Annotated in this window: 10 protein-coding genes and 2 pseudogenes; 2 read left to right on the plus strand and 10 right to left on the minus strand. The window is 65.0% G+C overall.

Annotated elements, in window-relative coordinates; genetic code table 11:
* Positions 1–421: 421 nt before the first annotated feature.
* The 8 genes and pseudogenes from ASG92_RS27735 to ASG92_RS22905 all read right to left on the minus strand — a co-directional run bounded on the left by ASG92_RS27735 (position 422) and on the right by ASG92_RS22905 (position 7,625).
* Positions 422–562, minus strand: a complete 141-nt coding sequence (locus ASG92_RS27735; protein ID WP_240987267.1) for a hypothetical protein — start codon at positions 560–562, stop codon at positions 422–424.
* Between the two features lie 8 nt (positions 563–570).
* Positions 571–894 (minus strand): carboxymuconolactone decarboxylase family protein, encoded by a 324-nt coding sequence (locus tag ASG92_RS22875; protein ID WP_056633910.1) that lies wholly within the window; start codon positions 892–894, stop codon positions 571–573.
* A 52-nt stretch (positions 895–946) separates the two neighbouring features.
* A complete protein-coding gene (locus ASG92_RS22880) occupies positions 947–2,527 on the minus strand; it encodes a Na+/H+ antiporter (protein WP_056633913.1) in 1,581 nt (526 codons plus the stop codon).
* A 64-nt stretch (positions 2,528–2,591) separates the two neighbouring features.
* On the minus strand, positions 2,592–2,954 hold the full coding sequence (locus ASG92_RS22885) for a nuclear transport factor 2 family protein (protein ID WP_056633916.1): 363 nt from the start codon (positions 2,952–2,954) through the stop codon (positions 2,592–2,594).
* Positions 2,951–4,011 (minus strand): annotated as a pseudogene (locus ASG92_RS22890) (aldo/keto reductase). The gene ASG92_RS22885 and the pseudogene ASG92_RS22890 overlap by 4 nt, the downstream one beginning before the upstream one ends.
* 20 nt (positions 4,012–4,031) lie before the next feature.
* A complete protein-coding gene (locus ASG92_RS22895) occupies positions 4,032–4,913 on the minus strand; it encodes an aldo/keto reductase (protein WP_056633919.1) in 882 nt (293 codons plus the stop codon).
* Positions 4,914–5,049: 136 nt separating this feature from the next.
* Entirely contained in the window at positions 5,050–6,051 is a 1,002-nt protein-coding gene (locus ASG92_RS22900; protein WP_056633923.1) for an aldo/keto reductase, read from the minus strand.
* Positions 6,048–7,625: an MFS transporter gene (locus tag ASG92_RS22905; protein ID WP_157372424.1), complete on the minus strand. Its 1,578-nt coding sequence runs from the start codon at positions 7,623–7,625 to the stop codon at positions 6,048–6,050. Before ASG92_RS22905 ends, ASG92_RS22900 begins: the two co-directional genes overlap by 4 nt.
* Before the next feature lie 102 nt (positions 7,626–7,727).
* On the opposite strand from ASG92_RS22905, the gene ASG92_RS22910 reads away from it, so the two are divergent.
* Both ASG92_RS22910 and ASG92_RS22915 read left to right on the plus strand, forming a co-directional pair.
* Positions 7,728–8,609, plus strand: a complete 882-nt coding sequence (locus ASG92_RS22910) for a helix-turn-helix transcriptional regulator (RefSeq protein WP_056633926.1) — start codon at positions 7,728–7,730, stop codon at positions 8,607–8,609.
* Positions 8,606–9,175: an SDR family oxidoreductase gene (locus ASG92_RS22915; protein ID WP_056633929.1), complete on the plus strand. Its 570-nt coding sequence runs from the start codon at positions 8,606–8,608 to the stop codon at positions 9,173–9,175. The genes ASG92_RS22910 and ASG92_RS22915 overlap by 4 nt, the downstream gene beginning before the upstream one ends.
* Positions 9,176–9,579: 404 nt before the next feature.
* Here ASG92_RS22915 and ASG92_RS22920 read toward each other — a convergent pair whose 3' ends face one another.
* A complete protein-coding gene (locus ASG92_RS22920; protein ID WP_056633932.1) occupies positions 9,580–11,043 on the minus strand; it encodes a protein adenylyltransferase SelO in 1,464 nt (487 codons plus the stop codon).
* A gap of 1,906 nt (positions 11,044–12,949) precedes the next feature.
* Positions 12,950–14,191, minus strand: a pseudogene (locus ASG92_RS22925) (IS110 family transposase); the annotation flags it as partial.
* Between the last annotated feature and the right edge of the window lie 237 nt (positions 14,192–14,428).

Consider the following 14,428-nt stretch of genomic DNA (forward strand, 5'->3'; position numbering starts at 1 on the left):
TCTTCGCAAGGATCCAGGCCCAGGGCATCCCCTACTGGGCGGACCCGGGACGGTCCCGCCCGCAGCAGATCAACCACAACGACGGCGGACGTGGCATCTACTTCGCGGATCCTGACGGGCATTTCCTCGAGGCGATCACGCGTCCATACGGATCGGGTGCTGCATGAAGTCCCAGGTACGCTGACGGTCGCCTTTGGCAGCTCGCCCTACCTTCTACCTTCTGGGGGGAGAGCGCCGTAGTTGCTGCCAGAACTGCTTGATTGGAACGGCCTGAAGATCCGCCTATGTCGTCATTTGGGAAGACTATGCGCATGATGCTTGCGCGTCGCGAGACTCTTCCGCGCCTTGGCGGGTTGTCCTAGACATTGGATTAGGTACGCCCTGTATGCCTCACTCCAAAGGAACCCAGTGTCGAGGAAAACTACCGCCACGGACGGTGAGTGAACGCTACGACCATCGTCTGGTCGCTCTCGTGGGGAAGAGCGATCGGATCCACCCACACGTCGCCGGCGAACTGGGCCGCCGGCTTCTTGGTGGTGGGCGCAGTGGGTTCAATATTCATAATTCTCCCTACTTGTTGTCTGTGAAAAGTTGCTTGGCGACGCCCATCGCAGACATGCCCTTGGGCCAGCCAGCGTAGAGTGTGACATGGGTGATCGCTTCAATGATCTCCTCCTGGGTCACACCGTTTTCTAGGGCGCGGCCGAGGTGGGAACCCAACTGCTCGGTATTCCCCCTGGCGGTGAGCACGGCTACCGTGATGAGGCTGCGATCACGTGCGCTCAGTTCGGGCCGGTTCCAGACGTCCTCGAAGAGCACGTCGTCGGCAAGCTTCGGAGCGAAGTCGCCGAACATCTTTCGGCTGCCTCCGAGCTGCTTGGGTTGGTCAGTCATGATGATCCTTCTTTCGATGTGGAATCTGAAGTGTCGGTTGTTCCGAAGACTGTCAGTCGATGATTTCGACGCCGGTGAGGCGTTGTTCTTCGACATCGAGCCTGGTTTGCAGTCGCCGGGCGACGGTGTCGTCGACCGTGCCAGCGAGGCGGAGTTCCAGGAGTACTTCCCGCTTCCTCTCGAGCACGGCCTGGCGGAGCGTCGTTTCCTCCCGGCGCGATTGTGTAGTCGTCGCCGGATCGGAACCGGCTTCCAGCGCCCGTGTGACCGACAGGTGGGATCGATACTCGTCCGCGACGCGGCCGCGGACTTCTTCACTGGTCCCGAGTTCGCGAGCGAGTTGATCGACGGCGGAGACGGCGGCTGAAGCGACGGCCAGTTCGGCCAGACGGAGTTCTTCCTCCTCTGGCTCCTCGGGAAGCTTGGCCCAGCGGACTAACGCGGGCAGCAGAGGGCCTTGGACGAGCATGGTCAGCACGATCACGCCGGCGCTGATGAAGATGATGTCGTCGCGTCCCGGGAGCGGCGTGCCGTCATTTAGTGCTGATGGCACGGACAGGGCTATGGCGAGGGACACTGCTCCGCGGAAGCCTGCAATGGAGCTGACAATCCGGGCCCGGTAGGTCATCCTGCGCTGGCGTTGGGAGGGGCGGCGGTCCAGGACCCGGATAACGGCAATGCTAAGGGTTTGGAACACGAACCGGACGATGATGAGCGCCAGCCACACGGCAACTGTGGACAACAGAAGCCGGCCCACGTCGCGGGCGTTGATCTCGTGCACCGCGGCCTGCACCTGAAGGCCGATGAGGACGAACAGGGCACCGTTGAGGAGGTAGGATCCCAGGGGCCATGCCGACTCGGTCTGGCGGCGCGATACTGCCGTACTGATCCGGCTGGAGGTGAAGGAAATTATCAACCCGGCGGCAACAACGGCCAGCACTCCGGAAGCGTGAACGGCTTCGGCGAGCAGGAAAGCGGCGAACGGGGTGATCAGCAAGGCGATGTTGATAATGAGCGGGTCGCGTACCCGGACCAGGAGCAGGTACGCCGCGGCCGCCACCAGGATGCCAGCGACAGCCCCTCCAACATAGGAGAGGGCGAACAAGCCGGCGATGTTGACTGGCGTGTAGCTGCCCCCAAGCGTCGCGCCCACAGCGATCGCGTACAGCACCAGAGCTGTGCCGTCATTGGTCAGGCTCTCGGCCTTGAGCAGCATGAAGTTTCGGCGCGGCAGCATCCGGCCCAGGGCCGCGACGGCTGTCGCGTCCGGAGGAGCGAGAGCCGCACCGAGAATGAGAGCAGCGTTCCACGGCAGACCAAGGAGGTGTGCCACGCCCGCCACGGCGAGAGCGGAGGCAACGACCAGCAGGGTGCTGAGCAAGACGATGCCGCGCAGGTCCCGCCGGATGGAGCGGAGCGAGGTGGTCAGGCTTTCCCAGAACAGCATCACGGGCAGGAAGATCAGCAGCACGGTCTCCGGCGGAAGCTCGATCTGCCGCAGCTGCGGAACCAAGCCAAGAAGGAGGCCGAAGACCAGCAGCAGCAACGGTGCGGCGACCCGGAGCCGGGGAGCCAGGATGGCGCCTGCCAGCACGGTCACACCCAGCAACACGACGGTTTCCAGGCCTTCCATGGCACGTCCTTTCAATCTGTTTGTTGTACTGCCCGCACCTCACGGACGGGCTGTCGGTGTCCTGTTACCAGGTTGATGCGACCGTGCGTGAAATGACCCAGCCGTCTCCGCGGCGTTCGAACCAGGAGCGCAACGTCAGGCGCCACGTGGCCCTCGAGCCCCAGATAGTAGCGTCGGTACGCGTGCTGGCGGTCAGCTCTGGCACGGTGGCGTCTGCGCCGACGGTGGCCTCCACCGTTTCCATCCGGTGGTACTGCATCTCGCCGGATTCAATAGCCTCAAGCCATTCTGACCTTGACTGCACGTATCCGGTCATGTGCGTAAGGGTGAAGTCCTCCGAAAGGATGCCGTCCAGCTCTGCCACATCTCCGGCCACCATCGCCTCGAACATGGCCTCATGGAGGGCTTCAATCGCCTCTGCGGTCATGGTCGTGTCCGCCGGCGTGCCTGCGCTGTGAGTTCGTGCGCGCCGTAGCTGTTGTCGTCCGGGTTGACGGTCACTCCGGGTGCGACGAGTTGGTCGATGCGGTCCAGCACGTCACTGGACAAAGCGACGTCGGCGGCGGGCAGGTAGGACTCGAGCTGTTGCATGGTGCGTGGTCCGACGATGGCGGACGTGACTCCGGGGTGGTTGATCACGAACGCGATCGCCAGCTCGATGAGGCTGAGTCCGGCCTGTTCGGCCAGCTGGGCGAGTTCTTCGACGATGTCGAGCTTGCGCTGGTTCGCCGGGCTCGTCATATCGAACCGGGCGCTCGGGCGGGCACTCGAGGTGGGTGCGGACGCCGCATCTTTCCGCCACCGCCCGGACAGCCACCCGCCGCCGAGCGGGCTGTAGGTGAGGGTGCCCATCCCGTGGCGCTGCACCGTCGGGAGGACCTCTTCGATACCGCGCACCAGAATCGAGTAGGGCGGCTGCTCGGTCACGAACCGCTCCAGGTTGCGTTCCCGCGACGCCCACTGGGCTTCCACGATCTGGGATCGTGGAAGCCCAGTGGGGCTTCCACGATCTGGGATCCGGAGTACGACGAGGAGCCGATGTAGCGGACCTTGCCCTGGCGGACCAGGTCGGTGAGCGCGCCGAGGGTCTCCTCCACATCGGTGTCGGGGCTGGGACGGTGGACCTGGTAGAGGTCGATGTAATCGGTGTTCAGGCGGCGCAGGGAGTTTTCGACCTCGCGGATGATCCAGCGCCGGGAGCCGCCGCGCTGGTTGGGATCGTCCTGGTCCATGGGCATGAAGAACTTGGTGGCGAGGAAGACGTCGTCACGCCTGCCTTCCAGCGCCTGCCCGACGATCTCCTCTGATGCCCCGCCGGAGTAGACGTCCGCGGTGTCGATGAAGTTTATCCCGGCGCCGAGGGCACGGTGAATAATCCGGGTCGCGTCGGCGCGGTCACCGTTGCCCCAGGGGCCGAACATCATCGCACCCAGGCATAAGGGACTGACCCGCGCACCGGTGCGGCCAAGAAGACGGTATTCCATGCTGGTTCCTTCTCTCTGTCTTAGGCTTCGGGGATGACCATGGCGAAGCGCTCCGCGCGGGCCTCGTCGGGGTCCGGTCCGTTGCGCACACCGGTGTCGAGAGCGTCGATGGCGGCGAGTTCGTCGGCGCTGAGTTCGAAGTCGAAGACGTCGAAGTTCTCGGCGATGCGTGCCGGGTTGGTTGATTTCGGGATGGCTGAACGGCCCTGCTGCAAGTGCCAGCGGAGCATGACCTGAGCCGGGGTCTTGCCACGCCTCTGCGCGATGTCGGCAATCGTCGGGTCTTCCATGACGTTTCGGCGGTCCTCGCCCCACCCGGGGTAGAAGGTGATGCCGCCGATCGGTGACCAGGCCTGGGTGAGGATCCCGTGCTCGGCGTCTGCTGCCTGCACGTCCGGCTGGGTGAAGTAGGGGTGCAGCTCGATCTGGTTGACCGCCGGGATGACGTCGGTCTCTGCCAGCAGCTGCTTCAGGTGGTGGGGCATGAAGTTGCTGACGCCGACCGCCCGCACGCGCCCGTCGGCCAGGAACGTCTCGAGGGCCTTGTACGCGGCGATGGTTTTCTCGAACCGGTCGGGGGCCGGCTGATGCAGGATGAGCAGGTCCAGGTAGTCGACGCCGAGCTTGCCGGCAGCCTTGTCCCAGGCGCGAAGTGTTTGGTCATAGCCGTAGTCGCTCACCCAGACCTTGGTTTCGATAAACACTTCGGACCGGTCGAGGCCGGACTTGCGGATGCCTTCGCCGACCTCCCGCTCGTTGCCGTACGCGGCCGCGGTATCGATGTGCCGGTAGCCGGCAGCAAGCGCGGCCTCGACCGCCGCCGTCGTCTGCTCGGGGGTGCTTTGGAAGACGCCCAGGCCGAGGGCGGGCATCGTGACGCCGTTGTTGAGAGTAAGTTCCATAACCATGCCTTTCACGGTATTCAGATGTGCGGAGATGTGGGAGGGCACGTTACTACCCCCCTCTTCCCGGCCACGGGGCGGCGCCCCGCGAGGGGTGCCGCCCCGTGGTTGCAGCACGGTCTGCCGGGCAGCTGGGTTAGCTGTCGCTGTCGCGGTCGATCGCGGCGTCGAGGCCTGCCGAGAGCGGCTCCCCGACGAGGTCGAGGGCGGCCAGGGCTTCGTCGATTCGCCGGAGGTCGTCCGCTGTGAGTTCAAGGTCGGCCGCCGGGAGGTTGTCATCGAGATGCGCGATGCGGGTGCCGCCGGGGATCGGCACGACCCACGGTTTCTGGGCCAGCAGCCAGGCCAGTGCGATCTGGGCCGGGGAAGCGTTCTTGTCCGCGCCGAAACGCTTGAGGAAGTCGACGAGGGCGAAGTTCGCCTCAAGCGCCTCCGGAGTGAAGCGCGGGAAGTCCGTGCGGAGGTCATCCGGGTTGTCGAACCGCATGTCCCGTGTGATGCCGCCGGTGAGGAATCCCTGCCCGAGCGGACCCCACGCGACCAGCCCGATCCCGAGCTCCTCACAGACCCCGAACTTCTTGGTTTCCGGCTCCCGCATCCACAATGAGTAATGGTCCTGAATGACGGCGACGGGTTGGACGGCGTGGGCGCGTCGGATGCTTGTTTCGCTCGCCTCCGACAGTCCAAGGTGACGCACTTTGCCCTCGGCAATGAGTTCCTTGACGGCGCCCGCGACGTCCTCCATCGGGACGTTGGGATCCACGCGGTGCTGGTACAGCACATCGATGTGATCGGTCCGCAGCCGGCGCAGTGAGGCGTCGACGACTTCCCGGATGTGCCCGGGGCGGCTGTTGAGTCCGACTGTTTCGCCCTTGCCGTCGATGTCGAACCCGAACTTGGTGGCCACGAGGACATCGTCGCGGAACGGCTGCAGCGCTTCGCCGACGAGTTCCTCGTTGACGTAGGGGCCGTATCCCTCGGCCGTGTCGAACAGGGTGACGCCGCGTTCGACGGCGGACCGTATGACGGCAAGTGCTTCGGTCCGGTCGGTGGCAGGGCCGAGGCCGAAGCTCAGGCCCATACAGCCGAGGCCGATGGCCGATGTCTCAAGGCCTTCGCCGAGTATGCGTGTTTTCATGGGATTTTTCCTTTTGTGTTGTGGAACGCGTGGGTCGAAAAGGGAATGAAGGCTTGTCCTTCAGGACGGAGAAGAAGTGGGTCCTGGTGCCTGTTGAACCTGGGGACCGGGCTCTCCAGGAGCTCAGTGGACGCGCTCGGCCTCCGGTACGGGCACGACCATCCGGGGTGCCCTGGTGCGGCGGGCAGCCAAGTCTGCGGGAAGAATGAGGGCCGCGGTGACGGCAAGGCAAGGAGCAGCAGGACGCTGCCTGTCGTGAGGGCGACGCTGACCTCGGCGGCCAGGTGCGCTACGGCGGAACCCGTGGTCGGGACGGTCGCTGCGGCAGCGACCGCGATGCCGAGCCCCAGGCAGGTGCCCACCTGGTGGAAGGTGTTCACCAGACCCGATGCGGCGCCGGCGTCGGAGGCGGGGGCGCCGATGATGCCGAACGAGGTCAATGGCGCAAAAGCGAGGCCCTGGCCGGCGCCAATCAGGAGCATCGGCAGTGCCACCCCGGTCAGGTAGGCGGAGTCGACTCCGGCTCGGCTGAGCCAGAACATCCCGGCAAGGGTGACGAGAATGCCTGCCACGAGCGGAATGGAACCCGGCATCCGGCCTGCGAGCCGCGGGATGCTCAACGCGACGGCGAAGTTGACCGCCGTCATGGGGAGGAAGCCGATGCCGGCCTGCAGGGGGTCGAAGCCCAGTACTTCCTGCATGAGCTGGGTGGTGAAGAAGAAGAATCCGATCATCGCGCCCAGGTACAGGAAGCGGGCAAGGTAGGCGCCCGTCCGTCGGCGGCTCGCGAACAGCCGCAGCGGCATGATCGGCTGGGCCGCCCTGCGCTCGATCAGCACGAACACGACCAGGAGCACGACGCCGGCACTGACGGCTGTGACCGTAACCGGGGAGGCCCATCCTTCGTCGGCGGTGTTGATGATGCCGAACACGACAGCGCCGACACCCAGTGTGGCGCTAAGCGCGCCGAATACGTCAAAGCGGCCGAGGGCCCGGCCGGTTTCCGGGAGGAACCGCGGTGCGAGTGCGATCATCGCGGCGCCAATGGGTACGTTGACGAAGAACCCGGCCCGCCAGGAGATCCAGTGGGCCAGCGCCCGGCCGATGACCAGCCCCAGGCTGGCGCCGATCCCTGCGGTAGCACCGTACAAAGCGACGGCCCGGGTGCGCTCACTGCCCTCCGGGAAGCTCGCCGTGAGCAGGGACAGCGAGGCGGGCGCGACGATCGCAGCCCCAATACCCTGAACGGCGCGGCCGGCGATCGCCCACCAGCCCGCCGGCGCCAGTCCGATCAGCAGCGACGCGGTCGAGAACACCACCAGCCCGAACACGAAAACCCGCCGGCGTCCGAGCAGGTCTCCTGCCAGGGCGCCGAGGAGCAGCAGGCCTCCGAAGACCAGCGTGTACGCATCCTGAACCCAGGAGAGCTCACCGGTGCTCAGCTGCAGGTCTTCCTGCAGGCCCGGCAGGGCAGTGAAGATGACCGAGTTGTCCGGCAGGATCATGAAGTAGCTGACGAGGATGATCGCCAAAATCGCTGCCGGGCGGGGAGCGGTTGTGGGTGCAGGTTTCATGCGTTCAAGGCAACCGTGATTCCTTACGGGCCGGGAGTCACTGTCGTTCCGGGTAACGCCAGTGCCTCCCTCGTCCCATCGACCGCGCGTAGCGTGGATGCCATGACACACAGCGACGACGTGCGGAAATTCCTGAACTCCCGCCGGGCAAGGATCACGCCTGAAGAGGCCGGCCTGCCGGTCTATGGCGGCAACCGGCGCGTTACCGGGCTGCGCCGCGAGGAAGTCGCCATGCTCGCCGGGATGAGCATCGATTACTACATACGCCTTGAGCGGGGAAACCTCTCCGGCGCCTCGGACAGCGTCCTTGAAGCCCTCGGGCGTGCCCTGAAGCTCGACGACGCCGAAACGGCCCACCTTTTTGACCTTGCCCGCGCCGCCACAGCCTCCCCCCGGGTGCGGCGCAAGCGCAGCCCGCAGACGGTGCGGCCGAGCGTGCAACGCGTCATCGATGCGATCACGACGGCGCCGGCCTGGGTCCGCAACGACCGCGGGGATGTCCTCGCCGCCAACGAACTCGGCCGCGCCCTTTATCTGGACATGATGGCCGAACAGACCACCCCGCCGAACAGCGCAAGGTTCACCTTCCTGAATCCGAAAGCGCGGGAATTCTTCGCCGATTGGGAACGTGCAGCGGACGACGTCGTCGCAGTCCTGCGCTCCACGGCCGGGAAAAACCCGTACGACAAGGACCTCACGGACCTGATCGGTGAACTCTCCACGCGCAGCGAGGAGTTCCGCACCCGGTGGGCCCGGCACGACGTGAAGTACCACCGCGCCGGCCGCAAACGGCTCCACCACCCGATTGTTGGCGACTTGGACTTGAGCTTCGAAGCGCTGGAACTCCCCGCCGACCCGGGACTGCGCATCAACGTGTACACGGCAGATCCCGCCACACCCTCCGAGGACGCGCTGAAAGTCCTCGCCAGCTGGGCCGCCACTCAGCCTGAAACGACAAGGGCCGCGGTCAGGGAGAAAAAGTGAGCAACCGTCCCTCCACCGTCCTGATCGTCGGTGCCACCGGCAGCATTGGCCGCTACGCCGTTGCCGAGGCGCTGCAACAGGGCTACGCGGTCCGGGCGCTCGTGCGCGACCAGACCCGCGCCGCCCGCCTTCTTCCCGAAGGTGTGGACCTAGTGATCGGGGATCTGACCCGTCCCGAAACCCTCAGCCCGGCCGTCGACGGAGTCGACGCGATCGTGTTCACCCACGGAACCACCACCAGCGAACGGGACGTGCGGGACAACGACTACACCGGCGTCGCCAACACGCTCAAAGCCTTGGGCGGCCGCCGGACACGCACTGCGCTCATGACTGCTATCGGCACCACCCGGCCCGGCGTCGCCTACGCCCAATGGAAACTGCGCAGCGAGCGGCTCGTCCGAGCCAGCGGCAACCCCTACACGATCGTCCGGCCGGGCTGGTTCGACTACAATCAACCCGACCAGCGGAAAATCGTCATGCTCCAGGGCGACAGACCGGCTCACCCGCCGACGGCGTCATTGCCCGGGACCACAATCACAGCACGAAGCCTCAAAGCCGGGGACTAAATCGGGGCTCCCACTTCGCATGACAACCACGGGCCGCAATGAACACGGCCTGAGTGATGCCAAATAGCGTGGTGAAAAACGAGTCAGATGGCTCTGCAATTACACAGCCGGCGGATCTGCCGCGTTGAAGCGTCTCGCAACCCTCGGCTTGTGAGACCCAGAGACAATGTGGCGTTTAGGGGCTGCACTGTGTATGCCCATACCAGGGGCAGGAAGCGGTGAAGTGCCTAGTGACACCACCCGGGCTCCTGACGGTCAAATTCCGCTGCCCGTGCCCGGAAGGCAAGCATCCTCGGGTGGCCTCAAATCTGATGGGCCCGGCGGTGCCGGACACGAAAGTCCCGGCCAAGGGCGATCAGGGCGCGGCATAAGAAGGCCCTCACAGACTGAGCGGAGCCAAGGGCTCAGGTTCCGCAGAAGGTCCGGTAGGGTCCGAAATCTTCCGGGGCGCCAACCGCGTATCGCTCGAAGCCGGGGCTCTCGTCAAACGGGCGAGTGACCGCGTCCAGAAGCCGGGACAGCGGGTGCAGGTCGCCGCCCGTGGCGGCGGCCAGGGCCTCCTCGGCCAGGTGGTTGCGGGGAATGTACACGGGATTGACCCGGTCCATCGCGTCGGCGTCTGGGCCCAAGGCACGCCAGCGCTCGGCCCAGGCATCGAACGCACCCACATCCGGAACAAGTTGCCGCGCAGGCTCAGAGTGGCCGCGGGCCGCTTTGCCAAGGCTGCGGAAGATCGAGGTGTAATCGACGCGTCCCTCCTCCAGGAGGGCCAAAAGCTCCTCGACGAGGGGCCAGGTCACGTCCTCCTCGAGCCCTTGACGGAATCCAAGCTTCGCGTTCATGCCCGCCGCCCAGACAGCACTGTACTGCCGGCGGAAATCATCCAGTGATTCCACCGCAAGCTGGACCGCCTTCTCCTGATCCTCGTGCAGCAGGGGCAGTAGCGACTCCGCGAGACGGGCGAGATTCCATTCCGCCACAACTGGCTGGTTCCTATAGGCGTAGCGTCCGCTTTCGTCGACCGAGCTGTAGACGGCAGCCGGATCGAACGCGTCCATGAAGGCACACGGGCCGTAATCGATGGTCTCGCCCGAGATCGTCATGTTGTCGGTGTTCATCACCCCGTGGACGAACCCCACCAGCATCCAGCGGGCCACCAGCGACGCCTGCGCAGCAACCACGGCGTGGAACAGGGCGAGATAGGGGTTTTCGGCTTCCGCCGCGGCCGGATAGTGCCGGGTGATCGCGTATTCGGCAAGGCGGCGAACGAGGCCGGTGTCCCCCGTGGCCGCGGCGTACTGGAAGCTGCCCACGCGCACATGACTCACAGCGACGCGGGTGAGTACCGCTCCCGGCAGCAGGGTCTCACGCTGCACCAGACGCCCCGTTCCCACCACGGCAAGGGACCGTGTGGTGGGAATGCCTAACGCGTGCATGGCTTCACTGACGAGATATTCGCGCAGCATCGGTCCGACAATGGCCAGGCCGTCTCCCCCGCGGCCGAACGGTGTGCGCCCCGAACCCTTGAGGTGCACGTCCCGTAGCCTGCCGTCGGTGTGCGTGATCTCGCCCAGCAACAGGGCACGCCCGTCACCCAGCCGCGGGGCGTACCAGCCGAACTGGTGACCGGCGTAAGCCTGCGCGACCGGCGTGGCATCAGCGGGGAGCCGATACCCGGTCAGCAGACCCACCCCGTCAGAACTACCTAGGAAGTCAGTGTCCAGGCCCAAATCGGCGGCCAACGACTCGTTAAGCACCAGCAGTTCAGGCTCAAGAACCTCTACCGCCCGCCACGCAATGGCCATCTCCGGAAATTCCCGGGCGAAGTGGCCGCTCAACGTGATGGCTGAGAGGGATACGGCATCCATCCACCAAGAATAGCCGCGACACGATGACCGGTCATGGCTCCCGACCCCACCCCAGCCCGATCTCAGAAATTCGATACAGCCGTGCCTTTCGCCGACTCTCCCTCAGGCCTTCCCGCCCTGCCCTCGCACGCCCCGGCTACCGCACCGACGAGGTGGACACATAATCGCTACGCGAGAGGACGGCGGTCGGACCGGGGTTTCTCCTACCCGCTGCCTACAGCCACTCTGTGCCATGCAATCCTGGTAGCGACGCCGACGCGAAAGCATTAATATCCGCCATCTTCGCGGACGCACCTTGGGCGGCGGAACAACGGGACCTCTTCCCGTCATCCATCCACGAACTCGGCCAACGGCTAGCAGAATTCGGCATGCCAATTCTGCAGGCTGAATCGTGCGACCTTCATTATTCGCCGATCACCGGCCCCAAACAGCATTCGGGTCGGAAATCCCCTGCAGGCAGTTCAATCGACCTGCTTCAACGCCGAACTCGTTTTTCCCGGCAGCCAAGTACAGACCGGTCGAGGGTGCCACGCTGGCACTTCCCCACCCAGCCCCGTTGGCACTCGACGACGCCGGGAATCCAGAACGACGTCGACCGGCGCCTTCGCGTCCGACCCATCCCGACCCGCCCATCGCCGTAGATGCCGGGCGCTGAGGATGCGAAGGAGGCGTCGAGGACGACCAAGGTACAAGAGCACACCCAGGAAGTCATGTCGAAAGCCGTCCTCCCGGCCATGGACAGGTATGACTGATCGACTAAAGAAGGCGCCGGTCCCGCACACCGCCCTGCCGCCGACGCTTCTGGCCCAGCCCGGCAGTCAGTGGCGGGCGTCCCGCCAGAGCATTCCGATGGTCGCGACCCGGTTATGGCCCGCAAGAAAAAGACGCAAGAACCCAACCCCTAGTGATGTCCCACAGAGAACGTGGCTGCATGAACTGGTGTCAGCAGAAATAGGGCAGGGAGGGTAACCGGTGTTCTACGCCCTCACGTGTACACCGATGTGGAGAATGTACACACCCCTTTGACCGGACAACCGGCCACACTACCGCTCCCTCGTGCCACAGAAAGAAGCAAAACGAAACGGAAAATCTCCCAGAAACCTCCCCTGGTCATGTCCTCACCACAACCCCAGGGCATGAATAGGAACAAGACCAATCACGCTCATCACAAGTAGCCAGAAAGGAGGCCCGAACGACCCCACATCCCAGCAGGCCGAAGGCCCACTAGCCAGGACCCTGATCCCGCCACGCACACAACTTCATAGGCCACCGCGGCGCCAGGCCAAGCCGGGGAACAGCGTCAGAGGGACCCGTGCAGGGTCAATGTCCACACGTTAAAGCAAAGGACCCCTCTGACGAGGGGTCATGCCGTGCCCGAGGTGGGACTCGAACTGCATTCCAGCCCTTGCAAACACTGGGAACTCCCGAAAACATAGCCAATCCGGCCGAGTCCGAGGCCAGTACGACCGAGTCCGAAGCCCAAAGTGTGGACATTGATGCTCCTATTGTTGTCAACGGTCGTTGTGGCTCCGCGCCGCGCAGGGTACCGGGGCCGGCTCCTCCGGCCTCAAGGGTCGCTTGCGATCGCTGCGCTGATGCTCCTATTGTTGTCAACGGTCGTTGTGGCTCCGCGCCGCGCAGGGTACCGGGGCCGGCTCCTCCGGCCTCAAGGGTCGCTTGCGATCGCTGCGCGACGGCCTGCGGTCGCCCTTGACCCTGGAGCCTCGGCGGCCCCGGTCGGGCGGGCAGGGCAGGGGCAGGCGGAGCCCGCCCCCTTGGCGCGCGGCACTAGGTCAGCGTTTGGGCCAACCCACGATGCGGAGTCTGTGTGGTGTCAGGGGATTGATCGTTGAGCCAGGTTTCGTAGCGTTTATGGAAGTCGTTGTCGTGGGTGAGTCCGCGTTCNCAACCCACGATGCGGAGTCTGTGTGGTGTCAGGGGATTGATCGTTGAGCCAGGTTTCGTAGCGTTTATGGAAGTCGTTGTCGTGGGTGAGTCCGCGTTCGAGGCGGGAYAGCGCGGTCGGCCAGACGTGCAGGGCATCGGCGGCTTGCTGAAGTGTCAGCCGCTTGGCTGTCCGTACCGTCCGGAGGGTTCCGGCGTCCGGGGCGGGGTGCGGGTGGAGGAGTTGGTCGTAGATTTCCCGGGCGACGTAGCGTTTGAGGCAGCGCATGATTTCCTTGGTGCTCTTGCCTTCCTGGCGTCGTCTGGCCACGTAGCTGCGGGTCCTGCTGTCGTACCTCATCCGCACGAGCACCACGCGGTGTATCGCCTTGTTTGCCTGCCGGTCACCTGCCCGGCTGAGCCGGTGCCGGACGGTCTTTCCCGATGAGGCGGGGATCGGGGCAACGCCGACCAGGGCGGCGAACTTCGCTTCGGTGCTGACGCGTTCCGGGTTGTCTCCTACGGTGACCAGGAGYTGGCTGGCGACGTCGGTTCCTACGCCGTGAATGTCGCGAAGCATCGGTGCGTGGAGGGTGAGGATGGCGTCTAGTTCGGCATCGACCAGTGCCAGCTCGAGGGTCAGGTGCCGGTAGCGGACGGCGAGGCGTTTCAGCACGGTCGCGATGCTGGCCAGCGGCTCGGACGGTGCTCCGGCGGGCCGTGTTTTCTCCAGTGCGGCCATCAAGGCCGGGCTCGTCATGGACCGGTACCTGGCGCGGAGGGCCTCCGGTGCAGTTACCAGGATCGCCTTGACCTGGGCCATTACCGCGATGCGGGCACGCATCGCGGTGGCACGCTCGGCGCGCAGCACCCGCAAGGATTCCACCGCACCGTCCCGGGATTTCGGTGTGGCGCTGGCGTGGCCGGCCAGCACCGATTCGGCGGCCTGGTAGGCATCGAGCGGGTCGGATTTTCCCTGCAGCCGGCGCGCCTGCCGGTTGGGACGCATCACCTCCACGACGTGCATGCCCTGGCGGGTGAGCACGCGTGAGAGTTCGGCGCCGTAGCTGCCGGTCCCTTCCACGCCCGCGGCCAGGACCGGGCCGAAGCCGGTCATGAAGTCGATGATCCCCTGGTAGCCGGATCCCGCGGCGGGGAATTCCTTGTCGGCCAGATGTAGGCCGGTGTCGGTGATGACGGCGACGTGGTGGGTATCGGCGTGGGTATCGATCCCGGCGATGACTTTAAGCTGTTCCTTTGCCATGATGAAAACTGCCCTGTATTCCGTTGCACGCGATGAGAAGGGGCACGCCGGCCGGGTGGGCAGACAAGACAGTAATGGGACTCTTCGGAACAGGCTCCTATGAGGTCATGTCCACCTGGCCGCCGCGTTTACTGCAGCTGTGTTGCCGTGGACAGATCAATGTAAAGACAAACCCAAAGGGGGCGTCAGCAACACTTAGAGCCACACCGCAACACAGCCAATTCCATCATTACTGTC

The sequence above is a fragment of the Arthrobacter sp. Soil736 genome (genome assembly GCF_001428005.1).
GTDB lineage: Bacteria > Actinomycetota > Actinomycetes > Actinomycetales > Micrococcaceae > Arthrobacter.